Below are 26,635 nucleotides of genomic sequence, written 5' to 3'. Positions count from 1 at the left end.
CAGAACATTGGCGATAAAAAAGAGCTCGGGACCTTTTTGAGTCCCTTGCTCTTTTTAAATTGTTACCATAGCTTCCTATTAAAGTATTGTATAAAGCGTAGTATTTGCTAAGGTAATCATCGTCATTAACAGTGTGTTAAGGAAAGCTGCTACATAAACGTTTCCTGTCTTTCTAAAGAAGTATCGGTTAAATATCGCAGCAACTAGTAGTACTGGAACTAGACCAATAACAATAATTGAAGAAAGTGCTTCTGCAGGATATCCAGATGTTCCTGTTAAGAACAATGATCCATAGTGATATCCTAGGTAAAGAACTAAACCACCTATAAAATGGAAGATAGAAATTAAATATCCTTTGAATCCATCATACTCTTTAGTAGCAGTATTCATGTTGACAGATAGACCAACGATAAAGTAGTAAATTAAGAATAATGGTGCGTATTTTAACAATGCAACTACATGTTGACCTTCAAATGTCTTAACAGCTAATGTCCAAAGACGGAAGTCAACTTTAAATAAGGCATCAACAAGATATAGAACCGCATAACCAATGACAACAGCTACAACTGCTGTTAACAGTGAAGCAATGATTGCCTTTATGTTAGTTTTTACCCCATAACTCTCGATTGTTGCGCCTTCAGCTTTTTTAGAAGAATAGTGATATCCAACCATGATCATTAGTGTGACAATCGCTACATTGATTGCCCAGAAAAGAATTGGGTTGGCAGTTGGTGCACCAAAATATTCTGTTGTCGCAAAAAAGTCAGCTTGATTTTTTAAGTATAAATATTGGATTACACCTAAAACTAGCATAATCACCGAACCTGTTTTTATGTTGCGCTCTAAGTTTTTAACCAATGAGTAAATTAGAACAATCGCAGATAAAGCAATAATGATCATACTACCTTGTCTTAATAACGTCATTCCGTAAGCATTAGCACTATATAATGCCGGGAAAAATAAGGCTGGGAACAGTCCACCGAATACTACTAGTAATAAACCAGTTAACTTTTCACCATTTGTTTTTGGTCCTGGAAGTGGTGCTGGTTTTTTAGTATAGATGCTGTTAAGGAATGGCAATTTTGATAATAGAACAATAACTGGAATAAATAGCATAAAGAATCCGATAAGCGCTACGAATGAAAACCACTCTTTAAACATCCATGTTTGGCCTTTTTCACCAGTTGTTACAAGGTTGCTGTAATCCGCAAATGCCATATCGTAAAAATCAATTGCGTGCCCTGTAGATGTTTTTGAGAAGTGATTCCAAGGGTGTGTTTCATTAGGTTGATAGATGATTCTTTTCCCACCATTTACATCATAAACAGTTTCAGCTGAAGCTGTTTCTTGGCCACCTAAAAACCCTAGACCCTCAGGGGTAGCAACATAGTTTTTCTTTATAACTGTATTACTACCTGCTGCTACATCAAAGAAAAACTCGTCATATTGGCCAGCAATCATACCAGAATATCTTGGCCCATATGAATTGTTAATTTGTTCATCAGTATATCCAAGTGTTTTAACCCATTTATAGTCGGCACCTACTACTAGTGAACTATGAATTTTTCTAATTCCACTTGCTTGGAAATCTACTTCATCTAGCATAACGGCATGAATAGAAGAAAATCCACCCATTGAGTGACCTGTAACACCAATAACTCCATTACCATTTGCATCTTTTAAAACAAAATCTTGTTCATACATGTATTGAACTGCATCATAGATTGCATGAGGCCAAAACGAGAAAAACGGTATAGGCTTTTCCTGTGTATTTGTTGAATGTCCATGATCATACTGATCTAAAGCTAAAACAACATAGCCTCTTTTTGACATTTCGATAGCCTGAGCATCTTGCATTTCAGCAGAATTAAGATATCCATGTGTTGCTATGATTGTTGGCTTAGGTTGCCCGTCAGCAGCTTCTGGTTTATACAGAAGACCAGAAAGTTCACCTCTTGGTGTTTCAAAATAAATTCGTGAAACATCCACATCTCCACTAGAACTGTTAAACTGGTAAGCTGTAAAACTACCGATGAAGATTAACAGTAAAGAAATAACTAACAATACGACTGGTTTTTTTAACCTATTCATAATATCCCCCTCTTAAATGATTACTAATTTCCGGCACTCATCGTACCGCTTACTCAAGAATAAACATTCACCCCCAGGTCGGTTTGCTGTTCAAATAGGGCGTTTAGAGAATACAAAAAAGACACATTAAAATACCCCTGAATACAAATTCAAAGAATTTAATGTGTCTCCTGTTCTCGTCACAGATTATTAACTTACTAGTTATAATACAGCCTTTTGAAAACGTTGTCAATTCAAATAATTATCTTTTATCGGACTATTTTACCATAAGACTATTTTTACCAAAGATCCTTATTTGAAGTTGTTACCGCAAAAGCACCACTATTCAGTGAATTTTTAACATCTTCTTTAGTTCGAATTAAACCACCAGCAATGACAGGAATACCTGTTTCATCGTGAATTTCTTTAATAATGCCTGGAATAACCCCAGGTAAAACCTCAATATAATCAGGTTGGATTTTTTTGCAAGCTTTTAAATTGTGATTAAGTGCATGACTATCTAAAGCGAATAACCGTTGAATACCGATTATATTTTGTTTTTTTGCAGTGGCAATGACGTTTACTCTTGTTGAAATAATCCCATCCACCTTCACATTGTTGATTAAATATTCAAGCCCATATTCGTCCACTTTTAACCCTTGGATAAGATCTGCATGCATAAATACTTTTTTCTTATGCTGCTTCGCATATTTTACGATACTCTCTACTTGTGAGAGACGAGTCTCTAGAAAAATGATATGTTCATGATCTGTCTTAAGTACTTTTTCAAAATCCTTCATATTACGAATAGCTGGTATCACACTACTAAACAAAAAATCACCCCAAACAAGGAATTTATCTTGTACGTTCATAAATCTAACTTTTCTCTAAGATTAACAGATTTTATTCAATTATAACAGGGGCCTGACCCCCAGTGCGTTAAAGCTTTAACGCGCCGGGGGTCAGGCCCCTCAAAAATGTTATTTAATTGCCTTGCTAACTTTAAGCTTTTTCCCTTTAACCGTTGTGTTTTCCATTGCTTGTAGAACTAATGATCCTTTTCCATTAAGGATATCTACATAAGACATGGCATCCTGAACGGTGATAATGCCAATATCCTCCGCTGTTACACCTGGAATGTTTGAGATGGTTCCAACTAAGTCCAACGCACGAATCTTTTTCTTCTTACCACCACTAAAATGAAGCTTCATGATATCTTGATTGATTCGTGCTGTTTTATTATTTTTCACCACACGCCTGCCACCGATTTTCTCTTCGAAATCAGCTTTACCTTTAGACACTTCTTCCTTTGTAGGAGGATCCATTTTTGGTATCTCAAACCCTATATACCGTTCAATCGCTTTAACGTATTTTTCTTCATATGGAGTGGCAAGCGTAATTGCTTTTCCTTTATTACCCGCACGTCCTGTTCTTCCTGTTCTGTGGACATAGCTCTCTTTTTCCATCGGAACATCATAATTAATAACCAGAGTCACATTATCAACATCGATTCCTCTGGCTGCTACGTCTGTTGCGACTAAGTAACGGAAGTTCCCCATTTTGAACCCATCCATTACTGCAAAGCGGTCGACTTGTTCTAATCCGCCATGAAGTTTCTCACAGGCATAATTAGATTCTTCTAGCTCAGTGAACACGTTATCCACATGTTCTTTTGTGTTACAAAAAATAATACAGCTATCTGGATTTTCAATAACTGTTACGTCTTTAAGTAGAGAAAGCTTATCTTCTGCTTTCGCCTCAATTAATTGATGGTCGATTGTATTAGTCGTGACTCCAGTCGATTCGATTTCAATGTTGATTGGATCTTTCATATATTTGTGGCATAGATTTTCAACATCTTTTGGTAACGTAGCAGAAAACACCATTGTAACTCGATTGGTTGGTATTTCCTTTATAATCGTTTCCACATCGTCTATGAACCCCATATTTAACATTTCATCGGCTTCATCAATAATTAAATACTTTACTTGGTCTAGTAGGAGTGTTCCTCTTTCGATATGATCCATTACTCGCCCAGGAGTCCCGACAACAACATGCGTCTTTTGTTTTAATTCTTCTTTTTGTTTCGTAAAAGGTTCTTTACCATAGACCGCCATCGCTTTAATTCGTTTAAATCTACCAATGTTCGTAATATCCTCTCGAACTTGAACCGCAAGCTCTCTTGTAGGAGTTAGTATTAAGGCCTGTGGATTTTTCTCTTCCCATTCCACCATTTCACATAGAGGGATTCCAAAAGCTGCTGTTTTCCCACTTCCCGTTTGAGACTTAACGACAAGATCTTGATTTGATAACGCCTTAGGTATAACTTCTTGCTGAACTTCTGTTGGCGTTTCGTACTTTAACACACTAAGAGCTCTTCTTATTTCTTCACTTAACTTGTACCCTTCAAAATTCCGTTCACTCATGTAGTAACCTCATTTTTTTGTATTATCTGATTTAGTAATAGCATTCTCGCAGATACACGATCATATTCGAAATCCGATTAGATTCATTATACACTATTTTGGGGCCTGACCCCCGGCGCGTTAAAGCTTTAACGCATTGGGGGTCAGGCCCCTTAGTTTTTGCTATAGAACTTGTTCGATCTCTTTTAGGAGAAAGGAATAGCCAGGTATGTCTTTGTATTTGGCTTTTACATGTTCTAACGCTGTCTTATAGACGTATGCGAAGGCTTCTTCTTTATCCATTAGGATGTGTGGTTCAACACCTGTGCCTTCCCAGTTGGTATTTGTAATTGGGTTGATCGCTTTTCCAGTTGGTATAAAGGCTTCAAAGTTGTTCGTAATTGGTTGGAAGCCCCCCGGATGGGCTCCTCCACGTGTAATTTCCCCAACAATAGTCGCTCGGTTTAAGTTTTTTAAATTATAAGTGAATTCTTCAGCAGCTGAGAATGTATAATTACTTGTTAGAATGTAAACAGGCTTATTGATATATTGTGTGCCTTGAACTTGATTTGGATTAGTCCATGACTCACTCATTGTATCTGTTGGACGGAAGTAAAAGCTGTTTAAATGGACTTTTTCTTCAAATAAATAACTAGAAATAAGAGCAACCATTTCAGGCGAACCGCCACCGTTTTTACGTAAATCAAAAATAAGCGCTTCTGTATCTTTTATTAAATTCATGGCATGAACAGCTGTTTCTCCGGCTTGGGTTGGATGATGAAAGTTACGTAAATCAATATACCCTATATTTCCTTGGAGTCTTTCAATCTTATAAAAGCCATAGTTTTGAACTTTTGCCCTGCGCTCAAACTCACCAACATTATTTTCCGCTGTGACATTCTTATCTCCGGATTCAACTAATACTCTTAAATGTTTATCTTTTGAGATTGCTTGTAAATCCTCGGTTAATTCCTTTGCAAACTCATCAACAACGAGAAACGAATCATATGCCCCTGCTTCTAATTTGTTTAGCAGGCGTTGCTCTATTTTCTCAGCTACCTCGGGAAAGACATAGTCCCTATTTAATTTCGTTATTAATTCTGAGATTACGTCGTTCTTAACTATTTCATTAATAGTATGAGCATTTGTTTTAAGCAATTTTAACACTCCCTTAACTTTTATAGGTTAAATGGTATTCCTTTAAAAAAATTGGACTTTTTAAGTGGTTCAAAATAATTTGAACTTGATTATAAGTTTAGTATATTTTATCATTTATAAAAGTCAATGTTTTTTTTTGTAATAATAGGCTATTTATTGGAGGACAAAGAATGACTTATAAAGTAGAAATTGATTTTGAGCCTATTTATGAAGTAGTCTCTAGTTTGTCTGTTTATGTAACTCAAAAGACAAATTATGATTTAGATAAACAGTGGTTTAAAGATGTGGAGATTCGTATACAACCTGAATTGAAAAAGCTGTTAAAGGATAAAGAATCATTACATCTTATAGGATATTTGCTCCTTCTTGCAAGGAAGAGTCCATATAAGAACTCATTAGAGAAATTCCTCTCTTGGTTTAAGGGACTATCAATTGGTGAAATTTATGAGTTGTTGTATATGTATTTTAAAGAGGAGCCACTGAAGGACCTTGAACACTTCAGGAACTATTATGCAACATTACTGCCCTTATGGGATGATGTTTATAAAGTTGATGCCGAGATAAATAATCACTTAACAATTATCCAGGAGGTAAAGGCAGTAAAGCAAAACGAAACAACCCCTGAAAAAATGGTTGAAGAATGTACGAATGGCATCCATATACAACCAAGTCAGGAAATCACGGAGATTATATTAATTCCTACTTACCATCTTTCTCCTCAGAATAGAATATATGGTTTTAAAAATACTGTTTTGATACACTTCTCTGTTGATATCCCTAGGGAGAATGGACATGAAGTACCTTTAGTCCTTTTAAGAAAAACGAAAGCTCTTGCTGATGAAAAACGACTTAAAATATTGCAACTCCTAGCTACTGAGCCTAAAACCTTTACACAACTAGTAGAATTAACAAATCTATCAAAAAGTAACTTACACTATCATTTAGTCTTGCTGCGATCTGCAGGGCTAATCAGGATTACAAACTTTTTATTTACACAAAAACCAGACCTTTACGAAGTACGACCCAACATCTTTAGTGCACATAAAGAAGACTTAGAGGCATATGTTTATTCGGGTCTAACCATATAAAAATTATTAAAAACCACTTCTCAAATAGGTGATTAAATGAAAGAAAAGTTAGAGCTATTAAAAAAGAACGACCCAATTCTAGGGCAGTTTATCGACGTTATAGGTACATTAGAATTAACGACACGCGAAGATCACTATTTATCACTTGTTAATTCCATCATCGGTCAACAGCTTTCAGTAAAGGCTGCCGGTACAATTTTCAATCGCTTTGTGGAATTAACCAATCATACGGTTACTCCTGAAATAGTACTTGGACTATCTGATGACCAACTGAGGGAAATTGGGGTCTCCCGCCCTAAGATTAGTTATATAAGGGACCTGTCACAAAAGGTTTCGGAAAAAAAACTCAGATTGGACACTCTAGAAGAGCTTCCGAACGAGGAAGCCATGCTCGCTTTAACAGCGATTAAAGGTATTGGAAATTGGACAGCAGAAATGTTTCTGATATTTTCCCTAGGAAGGGAAAATATCCTCTCCCACTTAGACGTAGGATTACACCGTGGCGCCAAATGGTTATACGACAGTGAAGATGGAAAAACCACACTCATTGATAAAGGAAAGAACTGGGAGCCTTATCAATCTCTAGCCTCCCTTTATTTATGGGAAGTAGTTAACAGAGGGTTAGTAACCAAGTACGCCTCGTTTACGGAATATCAGAAGAATTTATGACATTAGGGGCCTGACCCCCACCGCGTTAAAGCTTTAACGCACCAGGGGTCAGGTCCCACTTGTCACATTTATCATTTTTGTCATATAGCATTAATAAAAGTCACATAACACCTCTTTCCTCACACCTGTCAATAGGCATATTCTAGTACTGTCTACCAATGATGGTAGAAAAACACACTAACGGAAAGCAAACCCAAGTCGGAAAAATCTATTACTTTTCAGTTCTCTCACAAACTTTCAATAGGAAGATAGTTTTGAGTTTTGGAGAGTAGGAAATGTCTTCCTGAATTATTACAAAACTTGCGTGCTATGATGTGGTTGTAGCCGAGGTTACACACAACAAGGAGGACTGAATATGAAAAAGACAGTATTATCAATCGTCGTAGCAGGAGCTTTATTAGTCTCAGGGCCACTGGCTAGTTCCGCAGAACATTATAGTGGAACAAAGAATACGTATGAAACTCGTTACACTGTAACTGTTAACAACTCAACGAATTGGAATGAACTCATTCAAAGCTTGTTTAAAAAATACTATACTCAAAACTATCAAACTCAACTAAAAGTAGAACAACCTACGCAACCAGTTGAGCAACCAACGAAGGAAACGACTCAAACTCAACCAACAGAACCACAACAAACAGTACAACCCGTTCAAGAAAGTCCTGTGGTTCAGCAGCCTGTACAACAACAACCTAAAGAAACAACAAATGAAACAACAAATCAAGCTACCTATGCTTTAAGTCAGTATGAGCAACAAGTCGTTACATTAACGAATAATGAGCGTGCGAAATACGGATTACAACCTCTTAAGGTTGATTTGAAAGTTAGTGAAGTTGCTAGACTTAAGTCATCTGATATGAAAAAAAATGGGTATTTCTCACATACAAGCCCTACCTACGGATCTCCATTTGATATGATGAAGCAGTTTGGAGTACAATATCGTGCAGCAGGTGAAAATATTGCAATGGGCCAACGCTCACCTCAAGAAGTGGTAAATGCTTGGATGAATAGTGAAGGTCATAGAAAGAATATCTTAAGTTCGAACTTCACTCACATTGGAGTAGGACATGTTGAGGGGAATTATTGGACACAGATGTTTATTGGGAAGTAATAAAATGTGACAAAAGGGGCCTGACCCCCAGTGCTTTAAAGCTTTAACGCACCGGGGGTCAGGCCCCACTTTCTATAGGTATGCTTTGATTTTTGGAAACACTTTTAGGGCTGTGTTGTAGAATACGTCTTCATGGTATTCTTTTGGAATGATGTCTTTGATAAATTCAATGTATGGTTTGATTGGTGTTAGTGGCCAATCGGTCCCAAATAGGAATTTCTCATAGTTATTTGTAAACGTTAAGGCATGCAAAAGGTGATCAAAGAATCTTGTGTCCTGTAGACGTTTGATGTCTCCATCTGCTCCAACAACTAGTCCAGAAAGATCCGCGTAGACATTTGAATTTTTGTAAACAACCTCTGCCCCATCAAGTACCCACGGGTCTCCGAAATGAGCCATCATGATTGTCATCTCTCTGTGTTTTACGGCTACTTCATCAATTGCTAGTGGATGTGAGAAACGAAGTCTCCCTCGCTCTGAATATGTATCGCCTGTATGATAGACAACTGGAACATTGTATTTCTTAGCAATCGTATACACAGGTTCATACACATCATCATAAGCATAGTAAGGGTAATAACCCAAGTAAATTTTGATGCCTACACAATCAGGCTTTTGAACATCTTTTTCTAATTGCAAGAGGGCTGCCTCATCTAGTTTAAAAGGGTTAATTCCAGCACAATACACAATGTTTCTTGGAATTTCAGGTGTTAAATCAATTCCCATTGGAGAAGAAGAAGCTGAGTCAGGAAATCCTTCCCCAGCTGTCTCAGTCACACCCATCGCAATACCTAAGACGACATTGTTCTTTGCAAACTCCTTCTGAATGCCCTCAAACGAGTAATCTACTTTCGATATGTCAGTAGCTGTTTGGTGAAAGCTTTTAATATCGGAATAGTGAATATGCGCGTCAATTATTTTCATCTTCAACCTCTTTAAATGTCATTCGTTGTAAGTCTTTTACTTCATCTGAGCTTAAAATCTTATCTGATCCAACAATAAAGGATGGGGCTGATAATAGCTCTGTGCCATTTGCCATTTGTATTTCTCTCCAAATAGCAAATAACATAACCTCTTTGTTCATATAAGATTCAACGTCTACTGCTTCACGTTCTGCGACTAATTGTAGGATCTGTTCATCCGTAGTTGTACCAACAATCGTATGGTCTGACAAGCCTGCTTGAAACTCAGTTTTTCCAGCAATATACTTTCTATCACTTTCCGTATTTTGCACCCAGCCAAGCTGGAAGTTGCACTCTGTGAACCATTTTTTATAGTGAAAATAAGTTCCTGTATTCTGAGTGATTTTTGTAAAAAAGGCCACTACAGGAACACCTGGGAGCATCAGGTAGTATTGGTGAATTCCGAGTCCTTTATACGTCTCATTCTCAGTAAACACCGTGGAAATTTTAAGACCCTTCCACACTCTTCCTTCTTGGTCCTCAAGTTTCCCTTCACCAATAATTGTCTTTTCTTTTGTAAAAGATTTATTGTTGATTCCAAGTAAACCTGAGCGAATTCCTCCACTCCATGGATTCCACCATGATTTCGGTTTTAGTGTTGGGAACGATGTATCTAACCATTCTTTCTCGTTCACTTTTAAAGAGAATAATGCAGGGTAGAAGCTTTCTGCTGCAGCAATCGAGATTTCTTCATTAGTTGCTGTAACCACTTCAACTCCATCTCTCATTTCTTTTTGAATAGTGATCGGTTTGTTTGAAGGATTTATGGTTAAGGCCTTTTTACAATCTTTTATACCATTAATCTCATATTCTGCTACTACTGTTGAAAGAGGTGTAGTTTTCATCTCAATCGTGGCATCGACTTCTCGTTTTTCATCCTCAGCCGATACGGTGATTGTTTTCCCGTTTAGGGTGACCTCTCCCTGGATATAGTTCGCTTTTCGATCTACCAATTTCATTTCAAGTTCTTCTTTTTGGAAAAATAAATCATCAACCGTTGCTGCAGTTCTCACCGTTTTTTTCAAAGCAAATTCTCGAAACTCTTCCCAATTTTGGTAGGCCCCTAATGAATGATATACAGGCTTTGTACTAATCTCACCATTTGCAGGGATATTTCCAAGGTTATGCTCTACGTAGAAAAACCAAGTTTCAAAGTTTACTCTTGCATCATTAGGCCATGAGACTCCATGGGCATAGGAATCATGACGAGAGAATAACCAGTTTTCAGTTAGATCCGCGCTATTCCAAACACCATAATCCGAGTAGGCTTGATCTTCCACTTTTACAACCTGACCCTTCATAGGAAGAATTGGCTTAACCAACTCATGATAGATTGGCTGGTAAATCCATACTGGATCTGCTGTGTTAGATGTATTTTTGTTTCGTACAAGGTAAGATTGCTCCACTAACCCCTCACCATAAAGCTTAGAAACACTTACTAATTCGATATTTGCAAAATCGGATGATTCATATGTCGCATACAATACCATCGCGCCGTTTTCTTCCTTATACTCTACGAAACTCGGTTTACGTTTTGATAATTCACTTGAATAAGGCTTTCCAAGTTTAGGGTACATAAACATTGTCGATTGTGATCCCTTTGTTGCTCTGCCTGGAATCAGTTTGTTGTCGAATTTGCTTAAATATAAATGATACAAGCCATTGTAAATGTGCCAGTAATCATCACATTCTCCTGCAAAACGTGCTCCTAAACCTTTAAAAGCGACACCAATTTGTTTAGTAAATTGCTGACTTCCTCCGTTTTCCCTTTCTACTGAAACCCTAATTACAGGTGCATAAAACCCATATTGTAAAAGAGTGTAAGGTACTGGAATTGAAGTCTTTTCTTTAGGCGCAAGTGTTACGCTAAACTCAGATTGCTTTAAGGAAACAAGCTCATTCTCTGGTACAGTCAATATAAAGCTTGCTGTTTCAGAGAAATTATTTTCTAAGTCCAGATAAAACACAGCTTTTTCATTCAAATAACATTGAGAACCTGGGACAACACCTTTCAGCTTGGCTGGCAATTTCGGTAATATACCGACTGCAAACGTTGCCTCTTTCCCGTTAATTAACATGTTTGTAACAACGGAAGGGTGAGTTCTCCAGTTGCTTTGTTCCTCTACTAGATTTTCAAGGTGAAAAGTCGCTTCGAGAACAGTCTCTTCGTTAACCGAAAGGGAATGTTCATAGGAATAACGAACGATCTTATGGTCTTTCCCTTTAAGATCAATTTGAAGTGGTTTTCCTGATTTATTTTTTATAAAATAACGAACCGTATAGGCTGCATCACAAACTAATGTGAAGTTTTCAACTTCAACTGTAATCGAGTAATCATTGGTCTCAATTGATCTAAGTCCACGACCTGTCCGTTCAAATCCAAGTCTTAACTCATCACCGTTTGAATTCCACTTGTACTCGTAGTAGGTGAAATCATTCTCTTTTTTCCCATCAGGCGTAACTTCAATCACTCTCGTACTAGCATCATACCAATCTACGTTTGTAAAATAATCCTTAATGGCTTCCGTATTTAAAACCGTTGGCATAAAGTTCATTAGATGTGTTGTATCGTCACGATCTTCCCAGAAGAATCCACACTTCTTATACAATGGAACCGCTTTGGAATTACCTGGCCATGTATATAAATCAAGCCTTGGCCAGTTCAACTCAACTGCACGCTCTAATGCTTTTAAAACAAGCTGCTTCCCAATCTTCTTCCCATGATAGTCTGAACGGACATTTAACAAAGGTATGTAAAGTGCACCCTCGTCTTCACGATACTCACAAAGACCACAATACCCAACCACCTTGTCTCCGTCCATTGCTAAATAGAGATTTAGATTACTAGAATTTGCTTCTTGAGTACGAACCTTTTCCTCGGTTGTCACATGCGAATCTCCACCCCAACCGTCCCGGCTAAGATTCCACATTTCTGCTACACCTGCTGCAAGACCTTCATGATACTCAACAATTTCTATCTTTTGTTTTGTTTGTTCCATTCTGTTTTCCTCCAATAACATTTACTACGTCTTCCAATTCCTACTCTCATCCTTACCATTGTATGCCTTGCTTTGACCGTTAATCATTTACATCTCCTCCTGTTCTTACCGTTACCGGCAGTATTTTTTTGAAAATTATGGATAAATATCCACCTTTTCACTATACATGAGGTTCAACAATGAAGTAAAGAGGGAACATAATATGACAAAAGGGGCCTGACCCCAGTGCGTTAAAGCTTTAACGCACCGGGGGTCAGGCCCCGAAAGACATAATTTCTATAAGTATTTAAGTACAACTTCAAGCATGATTTTGGTTTCTACCATCGTTGTTTTCGAATTAAACGATCTAATAGTAAGACTCCATCAAGCTCTTTTAAGGCCTCTTCATTTTTTCCATTTCTAGAGTATTCGATTCCTAGCTTAACCTTCGTTTGAGCTTCAGAAACATGAATTATCGTCGAGCAGTGGAAGTGAGCCCCAGAATGTTACTGCATACTCTCAGCTTTATAAAGTAAGTCAGTTGATAATGAGGATATCCCCGTCATAGTATCTTTAATTTCCGTAATGGATTCTACAATGTAATCAAGATCCTTCTTATTTCGTGAAAACATTTCAATATAGTTCTCCATCTCCATTTTAACGGTTTGAAGTCCACCTTTTACGCGGTCAATTTCGTGTTGGGAACTTTCAGATGAAGCGTTCATCACATTCATATGGCTACTTAAGTCACTTATGTGCTGGTTACTTTTTTGAATGGATTGAACAATTTCATTACTCATGCTTTTTGTATTTTCTGCAAGCTTTCTTACTTCTTGAGCCACTACTGCAAATCCCTTACCATGATCACCAGCTCTAGCTGCCTCAATGGATGCATTCAGTGCTAGTAAATTCGTTTGATCTGCAATCCCCTCAATCTGCCTTGTCATGTCAGATATTGTATTCGTAATTTGTTTTACTACATCAGTGACTTGAATTGAGTCATTTATTGTCTTCTTCAATTCTGAAAAAGAGGACGTTAATTTTTCCATTTGCTTTTCATTTTCATTCGATAGATTGATTAAGTTTTTACTACTTTTTTCAGTATTTTCTGTTTCAGTCTTAATTTGCTCAGCTTTTTGAGTTGTTTCGTGTATGGAAGCATCCGTTTGTTCTACTGATGCTGCAAGTTCCTGACTCATAGAAGTCATTTCTTTCTGCAGTTCTGCATTTTTATTGGTAAGTTCCTTTAATTGTTCAATTCTACTATTTAAATAATTTTCAGTAACGAGCTGCGAATCAAAGTTAATAATATGCGTTACAGCCAAAAGTACATCTGCAAGTTTCTCTGGTTGATCTTGATAACACTCGACAATCTTTGGTATCAGAAGCGATTGTATAGTTTGGTAAGTTGCTAGAAACCAACCGATTGGTAGATCAGCATTATTATGTGTCCCCCCAATGCGATTTCTCATTTCTAGGAATTTATCATCTATTGTGCCACTGAATACACTTTTAAAATAATATAAGAATACATTCTTTAATCTTTCTCTACTTGAATGTGTTGTCGCAATTCGCTCGAGTGGTTTAAATGTATAGAGGTGATCAAGTACCGTTTCAAGTACATCATCGGCTAAATCCATAATCACTGGTTGTATTTCCACAAGAAGATCAAGATGTTTTTGTGTAAAGCCCATATATTGAAGTCGCAAATTTAGTTTTTCATCTGCTAGGTTAATAGATTTGTCAGTGTTATTGAATTGAAGAGTTGCTTCAAACTGTTCTCTTTTATTTTTATGTAATTGCAGGAACTGTAACATCAGTGTCATCATCCTTAATTGTATAATTTTTGTATAACTTATCTTGTTGTATTTTATCCTAACCTTGCCATTAATGCAAGTAGTAAAGACCTATGAGTATATACCTATACAAAGTTTATATAAAAAAGGGCCTGACCCCCGGCGCGTTAAAGCTTTAGCGCACTGGGGGTCAGGCCCCTTATGACACATTTTAATTAAGAATATCTTTTTTTCACGGGTTCATAATCAAATAATTTCCCTTCATATACTTGTTCAAATCTAGGGTGGTCTCGAAAATCGTCTGGAGTGACTAGTGCAGGGAGTTTATCCCATAATCGGATACCTGAACGATGGAGAACTTCTGCAACGAACTGAGAGCAGAAATAAGAGTTACTGAATTCAATCGGTTCATTAAGAGAGACTCCGACTAGTCCTAGAAGGTTATACAGAAACTTACTTTGATTTCTCTTGAATACATTTAATACTCGCTTCATTTTTTCAACGTCCCGCTCTGAAACTTCAAGTTTATAAATTACACAGGTTGTATTCGGGTATTTACTATAGGTACCTTTGAACACATCTTCCCTCACAAATCCACCATTAATAGGGTTACTCGGTTTTTTTCGGCCGAAACTATATAGCTCTTGTAGATTTGGATCGAAGGCAATTGAGGCATGATTATATGGAGCCTTTGTATATTTTTTTATCGATTTTGTAAATAAAGTACCCGTGTCGGTAAGCATTAGATAGACACTTTGATTCATTTCCATCCGTATTCCCTCTTTTAAAACTGACATTTTTATCCTATAGTAATTATACATGACTGTTTTTACAAATATAAGAACAAAGTTGGTGAGAGGTTGAATAGTGCATTATGGACACAGTTAGTGATTTTTCTTAGTCTACTAGTAATTAGTATATTATTTAGTATTGTAAAAAAGAGCCAGCCCAAAAAGGACTTTTCAGCGTTATCACTTCGCGTAAAAACATGGTGGGGCATGTTTGTTATTTTTGTGTTCGCGACTCTTTTCAATCCAATTGTTTCGTTGGTTTCCTTGATGGTGCTTTGCTTTTTTGCGCTAAAAGAATATTTTTCAATGTTCAAAACAAGGAAAGTTGATCGCAGGGCTTTTTTATGGGCCTATCTTTCCATTCCGGTACAGTTTTATTTGATTTACATTGAATGGTATGGCATGTTTATTGTCTTTATTCCGATTTATGTGTTTTTGTTCTTGCCATTACCTCAAATCCTAGGAAAAAAAGGAACAGTTGGTTTTTTACGCTCGGTAAGCTCAACTCAATGGGGTTTAATGCTCATGGTGTTTGGTTTGAGCCATCTTGCCTACTTCCAATTCGCATCTCCCGAATACGGAGCGAATCTTGTCTTATTCCTAGTATTACTCACACAGTTGAATGATGCTGTACACTTTTTAATCTCGCTCTATTTTGGAAAAAGAAAAGTAGTTCCAACTGCCAACGCAAATATTTCTTGGGAAGGATTTATTGGCGCAACTATTGTTACAACAACTGCTGCCTATTTCGTATTTCCATACCTAACCCCATTCGATGTTAAATTTGGCATTATATCAGGTCTACTCATTGCTTTTGGAGGATTTTTTGGAGCACTTACTATATCAGTTTTGAAGCGTGATTTACTTATTGGAGACAACGAAAAGCTAGCCTCCTCTGGAGAAAGCTATCTGAGTCGAGTGGATAGCCTAACATACACAGCACCAATCTTCTTCCATGTAATAAGGTACTTCTTTGACTTTATGTAAATTGTGTCTTTCGGGGCCTGACCCCCGGCGCGTTAAAACATTAACGCACTGGGGGTCAGGCCCTTCTTTTTTAAAAAAACCCAAGCAAGAACACTTGTTCTATTTAGGTTGAGTATGGTATAATTTTAGTTGTAAGAGAAATTATTTATATAAGGGAGGTGATCATGGTGGATCAGGAACTGAGAGGAATTCTTCAAAGGCTTGAGACAGGTTTCGGTAGGTTGGAAGAGGGACAAAAAGAGACAAACAACAGATTAAACCAGATGGAACAAAAATTCGAGGCAAAGTTTGATGCTGTTGACCAGAAGTTCGTTGCTATTGACCAACGATTTGATGCTGTTGATCAACGATTCGATGCTGTTGATCAACGATTCGATGCTGTTGACCAACGATTTGATGCTGTTGATCAACGATTCGATGCAGTTGATCAAAGGTTCACAGGTATGGACCAACGATTTGACTCTGTTGAAGCTAGGTTAGGGTACCTAGAAAAAGGACAAGACGAACTAAAGGATTTGTTCAAACATACGACCACTCTTTTAACTGAAAACTTTACTAGCATTAGACAAGACTTAAGGCGCAACAAGTCTGAGACAGATTCTGATATTAATCTACTTTTTAATAGAACAGAAAAGCATGAACGAGACATTGCAAAAATCAAGCAAAAGTTAGATATATAGAGAGTTTTTAAATATTACTTTGTGCGATACCCTTAAGTCTTTATTTTTCTCAAAAATAAAGACTTTGATTTACTCTATCTTAGTTGCACCTCATAAACCCCATTACCATTTCAAAAGGCAACAGGGTTTACTGTTTCTAAATTTCTCTTATCCCCTATACTTAATAGCCAATCCCTTTAAGAAATTACGAGCGAATCTGTCCAGACAAACCTTGTAATTTTTATGTCCAACTTTACGAAGGATCGCACCGAGTTCTCCCTTGGAAACGGCAACTCCTCCCATGTCTAACACATCAATCATTTCCTCACTAGTCAGAGAAAGTGCAATCTTTACTTTCTTTAAAAGCATATTATTCACAGGCTCAGGCTGAGACGGTGGCGCTGAAGCTTGTCCAGGTTTAGGATCCTGCTTTCCTCTTTTAAACGTAATAAAACCGTTTAAGAAAGACTCTAGCTTTTTATTGTTAATTTTATAAATCTCTTCATTTTCATCGTACTCATCTTCTTCATACGTCTTTTTCAGCATCATTTGCACATCTTCTTTTGTTACCTCTACGCCACCTAACTTAAACATTTCTACCATGTCGATGTCTCTAATATCTAGTGCATATCGTAAGCGAATTAATATATCATTGTTAGTCATTACTATTTCCTCCACTATCTTGTTTGGGACTAGACACGAACTTAACAAACTGTCCCTCTGTTTCTCATTGTTATTCTTTCCAAATTTTAAGTATATCAGAACATATCTTTCAATGTAGATGTATTTATAGTTCAGGCAACTAAAATTTCTTTGCTTCTTGTAAAATATGGTAGAATAAAATAGACCAATTATATGGTAGTTTGTTGAAAAAGGTTGTGAAACTATTGAAACGAATGTTAGCAATAAGTGATATACATGGAGAACTAGATAAATTTGAGCGCCTTTTGGAGCTTGTAAACTATAACAGTACGCAGGATCAGCTTTTACTATTAGGGGACTTTGTTGATCGTGGACCTCATTCGAGGGCTGTGTTAGATAAGGTGATTGAGTTAAAGGCTGAAGGTGCCATTGCTTTAGTTGGCAACCATGAAAAAATGATGATGGACGCCTTTCATGGTGATCCAATGAATTTAAAGCGTTGGTTTTATAATGGTGGTATTAAAACCCTTCAAAACTATGGGTACGAAATTGCAAAAGACGATGCGAAGTATTGGTTTACGACCGATGAAATTCCTGACCCTCTTTATATGAACAAAGAGATCCAATCACATATTGAGATTTTGAAAACATTTCCTTACTACTATGAAACAGACACTCATATTTTTGTTCATGCAGGTGTTCATCCAGAAACACCTCTTGATGAGACAGAAAGGCATACATTAGTATGGATTCGCGATGAATTCCACCAGGGATACAGTGGAGAAAAGACAGTCGTGTTTGGACATACTCCAACGAAACGTTTACATAAAAGTGATGAAGTCTACTTTGGCGAAAATAACATCATCGGAATTGATGGTGGTTGCGCTTATGGTGGAAGGTTGTATTGTTTAGAGATTGGTAGCTCAGAGGTTTATTATGTTGAATAAAAATAAGTGATGCGCACCGGTTGTATAGGGTGCGCATTCTTTGTGTTGCTTATTTTTACGATCTCTTCATCGATAGATTATTGTGTAAAACTAACTTCCCCATCCTCACTAATTTCAATAGTTGAATAGCTTTCAAAGGTATCGAAGTCGGTTATGTGAGGTTTCACTTCACTTGTTAATGACACCATATACTGTGAATATGCATCTGGATTTTTAATGATATGGTAATAATAAACCGTTTTTCCGTTTAGTTCGTCCTGGTTTTTAAAGATAAACTTGTCTTCGAAATATTCCTCAAACCAAGCTTTTGCATCATCATGGTTCTCGAAGTTAGGCATATTTTCAGCAATTGTATTGAAATCAATGTTCATATATACACTCCTCAAAAAGATACTGAATATAGTATGTCCAACTATGAAATATTTTACAATCGGGGGCCTGACCCCCGGCGCGTTAAAGCTTTAACGCATTGGGGGTCAGGCCCCAAATCCCCAAATCTTAGTGGTCCCGATTTACGATATAATTCACTAAATGCTTTAGAAAGGTAGTGTTACGTGGTACTTTTTCTAGTGCTTCCATTGCTAGACAGTAGTGTTCCCATAGTTCTTTTCGTGCATTTTCTATGCCGAGAATTGTTACAAACGTTGAGTTGTTGTTCTCAGTGTCTTTTCCAACAGATTTTCCTAAGAGTTTTTCATCACCTTCCGCATCGAGTAAGTCATCTTTTATTTGAAACGCAATCCCTGCATGGCGGGAAAATTCTTTCAAAGTGCTTTGTTCCTGTTCAGTCGCTTTCCCGAGAATAGCTGGCATAATGATGGAAGCTTCGAATGCAATTCCGGTTTTATAAAATGAAACTGCCTGAAGTTGTTCAAGTGTTAACCGTTTACTTTTACTCTCTAAGTCCATCACCTGTCCCTTACACATTTCCCCGGTAATCCTAGTTGAATATTGGATTAATTGTAGCACTGTTTTCGAATCAAACTGAGTAAGAGTTGTTTGTTCTTCTATGGCCTTTTGGGTTAAAAATAACCCTGTGAGTTCTGCTACCGCAACGTTTTTCACCTGATGAAGAGTAGGTCGTCCTCTCCGCATTTTTGCATTGTCCTGAGACGGTAAATCATCAAAAATAAGCGATGCTGTATGCATATATTCTAATGATTTTAGCAGCGGCACGATGGAAGATTGGGCTAAACCGTATCCCTCTACTCCCATAACCCAAGTAATAATAGGTCTTAACCGTTTCCCATCTCCATTTAAACTATAGTTCGCTGCCTCAATGATTGGATCAACATTTCTACTAGAAGAAATAGCTAACATTTCATTCATTTGCTCTCTTATTGTTTCAACCTTATCTACAAATTCCGCTCGCTCTTTCTTGTCCTTTTTTAAAATGGCAATGATTCGATCACGAAGCAATTTATCAAAGAAATCAACATCATCTGCTTTTTTAACCATCGTTTGAAGTAAATGATTAAATGAAGGATTACCTGATGCAAAAGTCTCCATTACCTCATTGTAGACATGGTTTCCCGCTCTTTTTTTAAATCGTTTAAGACCATTGATTGCACGGTCCAATATAATCTCACGAGTTTTAGGATCTGAGTGATACACGTTATGAATGAGGTTAGAAATGACTGTCCAGTACATTTCAAAAGGATTGATGAGATCGTCTCGTTGGTCATGATATTTTAAATAATATGTATAAGGTGTAACTGCTCCGTCCCTCATATCATCAAACATGTCGGAAAAGTCATCCGCAAGCTGATTGTAGATTCCATAATAGAAGGTTCGGTTATCAATGTCCTCGTCTTCAGGGGCTGTGATTACTGTTCTAACAATCAAGCGTGATGAAGAAGATTTTAGAATAACCGGTATATAAAGCTCTTCATTTGTATAATTTCCATTAGATAGAGTCTTTTCACGATCTACTTCTTGTGATTGAAAAAACACATAGGCTTGTTCGAGAAATATGTTTTTAGTCTCAGGTCGCTGGTTAGATTTTATATACTGAAATGCTTCTCTTAGCTCTTTATGAATATAAAAAATGAGATTCTTATTTTTTCCAGACCAGTATCGTAGTTCTGGTACGTAACCCGTGGTTAAAGTAGTTCGAATTAATTCCGTGTATTGTTTAGTCTCCTTAGGCGATAAAATGTTAGCATCAAGGAGGTCATCAATGAAAGGATACGTTAGTCCATATGAATAGCCGAGCCGAATTGCTTTCTCAAGCCTTCTCTTCCGTTCTTCTGTAGATACATTTCCCCCCATCTCCTCTATTTCGTGCATAAGTACACCTGCAATAATTTTTATCAATTTTCTCTGGGCATGCTCTGCCTCCATTCCCTGTGGAATATTTGAGGCTACATTCTTTAGTTTGGTAATCAACCAGACAAAAGTTGATTCAACACCTTCTTTCTGTGCCCACCTGTAAACACCGGCTAGGCTAAACGAGTCTGTGGCGCTTGATGAAGTTGAATCAAGGAGTGATTTTTTCAAATTACCTACTACCTGTTCAATCTTAGCTTGTGTCTCTACCGAATCAAGTGCCTTACCTAAATCCCTCATAAAAAGATATGAAATACTCCGGTCCAAATAACCTTCTAGTTTACCAGTGTAATTGAGCCATTGAATATAGGTGTGAAACTCCTTCGAACTTGGTTCTCTATTTTTACGTGAAAATAAAGAAAATATAGACCAGTGATGAATATGGTTCTGCTTCCATGTATGTATGTCTTTCGTTAGGACAGGGACATAGGATTTATCCGTTAGCTGCTCAAAAAGTACGTTAAAGTATGAAGCAGCCTTTTGTTCAGCCAATCTATACCATTCATCAGTCTGATAAACTATCTCCTCTTTCAAAAAAATCATCCCTCTTCCTCAACGTTTCGTCCGGTCAATCTTGATTAACTAGTACTTTATTTAACTATAATCGTAAGCGATTAGTATTATTACTTCAACACCTAACTAAATATGTCTAAAAGGGCCTGACCCCCGGCGCGTTAAAGCTTTAACGCACTGGGGGTCAGGCCCCTAAAACATTATTCCGAATAGGCCGGAGCGTTTGTATAGACGGTTTTGTAAGCGAGCGTTTTTTCTTTGACCAGTTTAAGCGATTGGGTTGTATCCGCTTGTTCATAAAGCGAGTACCAAATCATAAATGATAGGATGGTCCAGAGTTTTCGACTATTATCCACTTTTTCAATTGCATGATCTTCTAATAACAACAATAGTTCTTCCCGATTAAAGATTTGATCAGCTGCCGGACTATATTTTAACAAGTCTCTTGCCCAGTCATATAGTTCATTTCGCAGCCAGTGACGAATAGGTACTGGGAAACCCAGCTTTCTACGATATTGTACAGAGTCTGGGACTAGACCTTTTACTGCTTCTCGTAACACATATTTCGTTGTACCATTGGCTATTTTCATATGATCTGGAATTTGCTTAGCAAGATTGAATACGTCTTTATCTAAAAATGGTACTCGAAGCTCAAGAGAATGAGCCATTGTCATTCGATCTGCTTTTACGAGAATATCTCCAGGAAGCCAAGTATTCAGGTCAATGTATTGCATCTTACTTGAGTCAGTATAAAGCTTCGCATCCTCATACATTGATTTCGTAATTTCAGTAAATGGTTGGTTGCGTTGATAGTTTTTGAGTAACATTTTCTTTTCTGCTTCAGAAAAGATAAAGGCATTCCCAATATACCTATCTTCCATCGGGGTTGTACCTCTTAAAATATAGCTTTTTCCTTTTATCCCCTGCGGTAATAATTTTGCCGACTTATTCATTAGAACTTGTATAGACTTAGGGAGTCGATTGATCCATTTTAACGATAAAGGTTCACGGTAAATCGTATACCCCCCGAAAAGTTCATCTGCCCCCTCGCCTGACAGGACTACTTTTACATGCTTACTGGCTTCTTTTGCTACAAAATAAAGTGGTACAGCAGCTGGGTCAGCGACAGGGTCATCCATATGCCAAATAATTTTTTCCAACTCAGTAACAAACTCTTGTGGTGTAATAACTTTATGAATATTTTCGACTCCGAGTTTTTCAGCCGTATCTTTAGCTATATCGATTTCACTGTACCCTTCTGTTTCAAATCCTACAGTAAATGTTTTTAAGGCTGGATTATGTTGTTTTGCTAAAGCCACAATGGTTGTAGAGTCAATCCCGCTTGATAAAAATGCTCCTACCGGTACATCACTGCGCATATGCTTCGCTACAGAATCTTCCAGCACTTGTCTCGTTTCTTTAGTAAACTCAGAGAACTGCTTTTCCTCCGGTAAAAAGCTCTTTTTGTTAAAACAAGTGATAATTGCCTTTTGGTTCGGCTTTTTTTCTAAATATTGCCCTGGAAGCAATTTAAAAATATCCTTTGACAAGCAACGAGGCTCAGGGACATATTGATAGGTTAAATAGTGTTGAATATTTTCTTGGTGTAACTCATGCTGTCCTGTTAAGAGTTTAATACTTTTTTGCTCCGATGAAAAAATCAGCCTATCCTTTGTTTCATAATAATAGAAAGGTTTAATTCCAAAGGTGTCGCGGGCAGCGAATAATGTCTCTTCAACAATATCCCAAATTGCAAATGCAAACATCCCTCTTAAATCCTGCACACAATCTTTCCCTTTATGAGCATACAACGCAACAATTACTTCAGTATCTGACATTGTTTGAAAGGTTACACCTTGCTCAATTAGTTGCTCTCTAAGTTCAACATAGTTGTAAATCTCTCCATTAAAAATAATATGATAACGCTCTTGATAGCTAAGTGGCTGTTCACCATGTTCTAAATCTATGATGCTTAATCGTTTAAAGCCGAACTCCACTCGCTCGTCACGATAATTACCAGTATCGTCTGGCCCTCTGTGATGGATTGATTGCAATGCCTCATTCCACCGATCTAAATCAATGGCCTGGACATTATCATTTCTTAAAATACCAATAAAACCGCACATAACCCTTAAACCCCTCCATCAATATTTATATCAACTTTCTCACTATGTAACGTTCTTTTTCAAGGATTAGTTTCCACCAAAATACAATTTTTACAAATAAAAACGAAAAATTTTTAAAAAAGTGGGGCCTGACCCCCGGCGCGTTAAAGCTTTAACGCACTGGGGGTCAGGCCCCTTAAGACATAATTAGATTGGAACAAGCAATATAGTGCTTTGGTCCGCATACTATTAGTAGCGCGATTTTTTGTGTGAGATTGAGGTTGAGGAGAGATGCCATGAGAAAAACGTGGCTGTTGGGATTTGGTTTCTTTGGGATTAGTATTGGGTGGTCTTTGTATAATGGGTTTGTTCCGTTTTTTCTTGATAATTTTATTACGAGTACTGCATTGATAGGTTTTTTAATGACAGTAGATAATTATATTGCCCTCTTTTTGCAGCCCTATATCGGACAGCTCAGTGATCGGACTCAAACAAAAGTTGGCCGTCGCATGCCCTACCTACTAGTTGGGATACCTCTTGCGGCATTATTTTATGCTTTGCTTCCCTTTCATACTAGTTTAGTTATGTTAATATTCTTCATGATTTGTATGAATCTTTCTATGGCCATTTTTAGATCTCCAACGATTGCATTAATGCCAGATATCACACCTGAAGTGAACCGTACAAAGGCCAACGGAATTATAAACTTTATGGGAGGCTGTGGAGCAATCCTTGCCTTTAGCGTTGGTTCCTATTTGTTTAGCATCAAGGAATATCTCCCCTTTTTAGCTGTATCTGCTATATTCTTACTCGTCCTTTTGGTCGTTTTTACGAATATAAAAGAAAACCAAGACTCGATTACATATACAGAAACACTCGTTCCAAAAATTAATTATAAAGACGAATTAAATCCACCAACCTTGTACTTACTGGCAGCTATCTTTTTTTGGTTTATCTCCATTCAGGGCATGGAAGCTTTGTTTACCCTTTATGGGGTAAATGAACTAGGTTTGAGCAAAAGTGCCTCCGCTTTTTCTTTGACCTTTTTCTCTTTAAGCTTTGTGTTGTCGGCAATACCAAGCGGATTACTTGGAGCAAAGTTTGGTAAGAAAAAGGTTATCGTAGTTGGCGTTATTGGATTGATTTTTTCGTTTTTGTTATTAAATTGGATTGAGTCAGTAGTCTATTTGAGGATTGTCCTTTTTCTTGGGGGATTGTTTTGGGCATGCGTAAATATCAATGCATATCCTTTTATCGTTTCTACCGGAAGCACAACAAGTTATGGAACACGAACGGGACTTTATTATCTAGTCTCATCCTTAGCAGCCATCATCTCCCCACCCACCTTAGGTCTCTTCATTGATTTCTTTGGCTTTGGAATTTTATTTTGGGCCGCAGCTGGAAGTCTAGTTCTTGCTCTAGCCTGCATATGGAGAGTCCACGACAAGGAAATTGTGACAGAAGGGGCCTGACCCCCGGCGCGTTAACGCATTAACGCAGCGGGGGTCAGGCCTCAATTTTATCCCTTGAATACAGTTTTTTCGTCTACAAAGCAGAGTGGATTGCCGAAGGGATCTTTTGCGTATAGTGTCTTTTCACCCCATGGTTGCGTGTTGATTGGGTCAACTATTAGACTAGCATCCCAATTTTTGATATTGGTAAGTATCTCATCAAGGTTTGCGGTAGATAAATAGATATGATCTGGATTCTGTCTAGCATCAAACTCGTCGCCATCTGCTTTTGGATCAAAACAGGCTAAGATGGTTCCTCCACAATCGAAATAATGCCTTCCATCAGATACTCTATTCCCTTCCATACTTAAAATCTTCTGATAAAACTCTGTTGCTAGTTCTATATTAGAAACTGGTATAATCACACGATATAATTTCATCTTGTCCCCCTAAATTTTTTAAAATGTTTATTAAACTAATCACAACCTATTATTAGTAAAAGGGGCAGATCTCCTGCCTTTACATCTAGTATATCATCATTCCTTATCTGTCACTTCTACACTCTGCTGAAAAAACAGCACATAAAATCAGGGGCCTGACCCCCATCGCATTAAAGCAATAACGCAACGGGGGTCAGGCCCCATAAATAACAAAAGTTGGTGACCTGTACTTTTAATTTTGGTTCACCAACTCTTTTTTGTTTCATTCAATTGTAAAACCTATATATGTTTAGATAGGGGTCAAACATAATGGTCCTTTGTTGTCTATAGCAGGCTACTACTGCTGCTATATTAACAGATTATCCTTTAGCTAAATTACTAAAGGTTGTAAGTACATTAATAATATATTACGATTCAGTTACAATTGCAACATTTATATAACAAAAAAACAAGATTAGAAAATTGGAAGTTTTGCAGTTACAACCTCTATTTTACCACGTTCACTTCTGATATAGGCAAGGATATGACCTTCCCTCCAATTTGAACATGTATATTGTCTTTAAAGATAGCTTTTACGATTCCCTTTAAAAGGACGGTTGAGTTTATCGTTACTTCCTTTTTTAATTCCTGTTCTTTTAACATATCAATTACTCCCTTCAACAGGTATAGTAAAAAAATTATATTGGCTTTTTTATTACTTTATGACTACAAATATAAAAAGGGGCCTGACTAAGAATGGAAAAAATGCAACTTCGTTCTTGTCAGACCTTAAGAATGGAAAAGGCCTCAACAATCATTCTATGACTAATCACCTTATAACATCTATCTACCAAGTAATTTTGTAATCATTGGGGCAAATCCTGCTACTTGATTGTATACACCTTTTATTTGTCCTGCTGTTGCAGTCATTTTTTGAAAGTCATAAGTCCCATCTTCTTTCCGAAAATACGATAATAAATCCCTGCGTTGTCCAGTTGATGGCCCAATTTGTCTAGGCGGTCTTCCTAAAGGAGCTGCAAAAGGAACCCTCTGTGGTCTGGGTCTAGGTACAGCCTGCCCCAGAAAAGGATGTCTATTTAAAGGGTTACCGACTGCTCCTCTACGAAGGGGAACTTGTCTTGGTGGAAACATATAAAAAACCTCCCTTCTATTCTTATTTATTCATATGAGCTTTTTACTAATAAGGGAAGGGTACTTAAACTAGTTTAGAGAGGAAAATTAAGGAGGTTTTTACTACTTCAAGTTTTGAAAAATCGAATCGAGTACAAAAAGAGCATCCCTCTCCAGTATACCTTTACTAGATTGACATGCTCCTTCATCTATTATTTAGCAATGTTAACTTCTGTTATAGGTAAAGAAATAACCTTTCCCCCGATTTGAACATGAATATTATCTTTAAAAATCGCTTTTACAATCCCTTGCAGTAATACTGTGGAATCTACAGTTACCTGCTTTTTCACATCGTAATTTTTTAACATTCGAGTCTCCTCCAAATCGTTATGTTTTTCATCCTATGATAGTATATTTAGACATTA

Annotated in this window: 23 protein-coding genes; 7 read left to right on the top strand and 16 right to left on the bottom strand. The window is 37.2% G+C overall.

Annotated features, from left to right (window positions below):
• Positions 1-78 precede the first annotated feature (78 nt).
• From J2Z26_RS04255 to J2Z26_RS04240, 4 genes are all read right to left on the bottom strand, one after another.
• Positions 79-2,091 (bottom strand): alpha/beta hydrolase family protein, encoded by a 2,013-nt coding sequence (locus J2Z26_RS04255; RefSeq protein WP_193535159.1) that lies wholly within the window; start codon positions 2,089-2,091, stop codon positions 79-81.
• 278 nt (positions 2,092-2,369) lie between these two features.
• On the bottom strand, positions 2,370-2,942 hold the full coding sequence (locus tag J2Z26_RS04250; RefSeq protein ID WP_193535158.1) for a glycerol-3-phosphate responsive antiterminator: 573 nt from the start codon (positions 2,940-2,942) through the stop codon (positions 2,370-2,372).
• Between the two features lie 108 nt (positions 2,943-3,050).
• Complete coding sequence (locus J2Z26_RS04245; protein ID WP_193535157.1) at positions 3,051-4,496, bottom strand: DEAD/DEAH box helicase; 1,446 nt, start codon at positions 4,494-4,496, stop codon at positions 3,051-3,053.
• 162 nt (positions 4,497-4,658) lie between these two features.
• Positions 4,659-5,633, bottom strand: a complete 975-nt coding sequence (locus J2Z26_RS04240; protein WP_193535156.1) for a S41 family peptidase — start codon at positions 5,631-5,633, stop codon at positions 4,659-4,661.
• Between the two features lie 170 nt (positions 5,634-5,803).
• Here J2Z26_RS04240 and J2Z26_RS04235 point away from each other — a divergent pair, with 170 nt between their 5' ends.
• The 3 genes from J2Z26_RS04235 (at position 5,804) to J2Z26_RS04225 (ending at position 8,501) form a co-directional block, all read left to right on the top strand.
• Entirely contained in the window at positions 5,804-6,721 is a 918-nt protein-coding gene (locus tag J2Z26_RS04235; RefSeq protein ID WP_193535155.1) for an ArsR/SmtB family transcription factor, read from the top strand.
• 36 nt (positions 6,722-6,757) lie between these two features.
• Complete coding sequence (locus J2Z26_RS04230; RefSeq protein ID WP_193535154.1) at positions 6,758-7,390, top strand: DNA-3-methyladenine glycosylase family protein; 633 nt, start codon at positions 6,758-6,760, stop codon at positions 7,388-7,390.
• 355 nt (positions 7,391-7,745) lie between these two features.
• A complete protein-coding gene (locus tag J2Z26_RS04225; RefSeq protein WP_193535153.1) occupies positions 7,746-8,501 on the top strand; it encodes a CAP domain-containing protein in 756 nt (251 codons plus the stop codon).
• A gap of 72 nt (positions 8,502-8,573) precedes the next feature.
• Here J2Z26_RS04225 and J2Z26_RS04220 read toward each other — a convergent pair whose 3' ends face one another.
• The 4 genes from J2Z26_RS04220 to J2Z26_RS04205 form a co-directional block, all read right to left on the bottom strand.
• Complete coding sequence (locus J2Z26_RS04220) at positions 8,574-9,425, bottom strand: amidohydrolase family protein (RefSeq protein WP_193535152.1); 852 nt, start codon at positions 9,423-9,425, stop codon at positions 8,574-8,576.
• Complete coding sequence (locus tag J2Z26_RS04215; protein ID WP_193535151.1) at positions 9,412-12,462, bottom strand: GNAT family N-acetyltransferase; 3,051 nt, start codon at positions 12,460-12,462, stop codon at positions 9,412-9,414. The genes J2Z26_RS04220 and J2Z26_RS04215 overlap by 14 nt, the downstream gene beginning before the upstream one ends.
• A 485-nt stretch (positions 12,463-12,947) precedes the next feature.
• Positions 12,948-14,258, bottom strand: a complete 1,311-nt coding sequence (locus tag J2Z26_RS04210) for a globin-coupled sensor protein (protein WP_193535150.1) — start codon at positions 14,256-14,258, stop codon at positions 12,948-12,950.
• A 194-nt stretch (positions 14,259-14,452) separates the two neighbouring features.
• Positions 14,453-15,007, bottom strand: a complete 555-nt coding sequence (locus J2Z26_RS04205) for a C40 family peptidase (protein ID WP_193535149.1) — start codon at positions 15,005-15,007, stop codon at positions 14,453-14,455.
• 90 nt (positions 15,008-15,097) lie between these two features.
• On the opposite strand from J2Z26_RS04205, the gene J2Z26_RS04200 reads away from it, so the two are divergent.
• Both J2Z26_RS04200 and J2Z26_RS04195 read left to right on the top strand, forming a co-directional pair.
• On the top strand, positions 15,098-16,015 hold the full coding sequence (locus J2Z26_RS04200) for a phosphatidate cytidylyltransferase (RefSeq protein WP_193535148.1): 918 nt from the start codon (positions 15,098-15,100) through the stop codon (positions 16,013-16,015).
• Between the two features lie 167 nt (positions 16,016-16,182).
• Entirely contained in the window at positions 16,183-16,695 is a 513-nt protein-coding gene (locus J2Z26_RS04195; RefSeq protein WP_193535147.1) for a hypothetical protein, read from the top strand.
• A 147-nt stretch (positions 16,696-16,842) separates the two neighbouring features.
• Here the strand turns inward: J2Z26_RS04195 and J2Z26_RS04190 are convergent, their stop codons facing one another.
• On the bottom strand, positions 16,843-17,343 hold the full coding sequence (locus J2Z26_RS04190; protein WP_193535169.1) for a YehS family protein: 501 nt from the start codon (positions 17,341-17,343) through the stop codon (positions 16,843-16,845).
• A 218-nt stretch (positions 17,344-17,561) separates the two neighbouring features.
• On the opposite strand from J2Z26_RS04190, the gene J2Z26_RS04185 reads away from it, so the two are divergent.
• Complete coding sequence (locus J2Z26_RS04185) at positions 17,562-18,263, top strand: metallophosphoesterase family protein (protein ID WP_193535146.1); 702 nt, start codon at positions 17,562-17,564, stop codon at positions 18,261-18,263.
• Positions 18,264-18,340: 77 nt separating this feature from the next.
• Here J2Z26_RS04185 and J2Z26_RS04180 read toward each other — a convergent pair whose 3' ends face one another.
• The 3 genes from J2Z26_RS04180 to asnB all read right to left on the bottom strand — a co-directional run bounded on the left by J2Z26_RS04180 (position 18,341) and on the right by asnB (position 23,230).
• Entirely contained in the window at positions 18,341-18,634 is a 294-nt protein-coding gene (locus J2Z26_RS04180; protein ID WP_193535145.1) for a hypothetical protein, read from the bottom strand.
• A 127-nt stretch (positions 18,635-18,761) separates the two neighbouring features.
• A complete protein-coding gene (locus J2Z26_RS04175) occupies positions 18,762-21,134 on the bottom strand; it encodes a polyprenyl synthetase family protein (protein WP_193535144.1) in 2,373 nt (790 codons plus the stop codon).
• A 170-nt stretch (positions 21,135-21,304) separates the two neighbouring features.
• Positions 21,305-23,230 carry an asparagine synthase (glutamine-hydrolyzing) gene (asnB, locus tag J2Z26_RS04170; protein ID WP_193535143.1) on the bottom strand — a complete coding sequence of 642 codons (1,926 nt, stop codon included), beginning with the start codon at positions 23,228-23,230 and terminating at the stop codon, positions 21,305-21,307.
• A 275-nt stretch (positions 23,231-23,505) separates the two neighbouring features.
• On the opposite strand from asnB, the gene J2Z26_RS04165 reads away from it, so the two are divergent.
• Positions 23,506-24,681 carry an SLC45 family MFS transporter gene (locus J2Z26_RS04165; protein ID WP_193535142.1) on the top strand — a complete coding sequence of 392 codons (1,176 nt, stop codon included), beginning with the start codon at positions 23,506-23,508 and terminating at the stop codon, positions 24,679-24,681.
• A gap of 47 nt (positions 24,682-24,728) precedes the next feature.
• On the opposite strand, the gene J2Z26_RS04160 is transcribed toward J2Z26_RS04165, so the two are convergent.
• The 4 genes from J2Z26_RS04160 to J2Z26_RS04145 form a co-directional block, all read right to left on the bottom strand.
• The gene (locus J2Z26_RS04160; RefSeq protein WP_193535141.1) at positions 24,729-25,100 is read right to left on the bottom strand and encodes a VOC family protein; all 372 of its coding nucleotides are present in this window, start codon (positions 25,098-25,100) and stop codon (positions 24,729-24,731) included.
• Between the two features lie 486 nt (positions 25,101-25,586).
• Positions 25,587-25,742 (bottom strand): hypothetical protein, encoded by a 156-nt coding sequence (locus J2Z26_RS04155; RefSeq protein WP_193535140.1) that lies wholly within the window; start codon positions 25,740-25,742, stop codon positions 25,587-25,589.
• 180 nt (positions 25,743-25,922) lie between these two features.
• The gene (locus tag J2Z26_RS04150) at positions 25,923-26,231 is read right to left on the bottom strand and encodes a YppG family protein (protein WP_193535139.1); all 309 of its coding nucleotides are present in this window, start codon (positions 26,229-26,231) and stop codon (positions 25,923-25,925) included.
• A 191-nt stretch (positions 26,232-26,422) separates the two neighbouring features.
• Positions 26,423-26,578: a hypothetical protein gene (locus J2Z26_RS04145; protein WP_193535138.1), complete on the bottom strand. Its 156-nt coding sequence runs from the start codon at positions 26,576-26,578 to the stop codon at positions 26,423-26,425.
• Positions 26,579-26,635 lie beyond the last annotated feature (57 nt).

The organism is Cytobacillus luteolus, from assembly GCF_017873715.1.
Taxonomy (GTDB): domain Bacteria; phylum Bacillota; class Bacilli; order Bacillales; family Bacillaceae_L; genus Bacillus_BV; species Bacillus_BV luteola.
The sequence above is the reverse complement of the archived record's forward strand: the minus strand, read 5'-3'. Positions and strand labels throughout refer to the sequence as shown.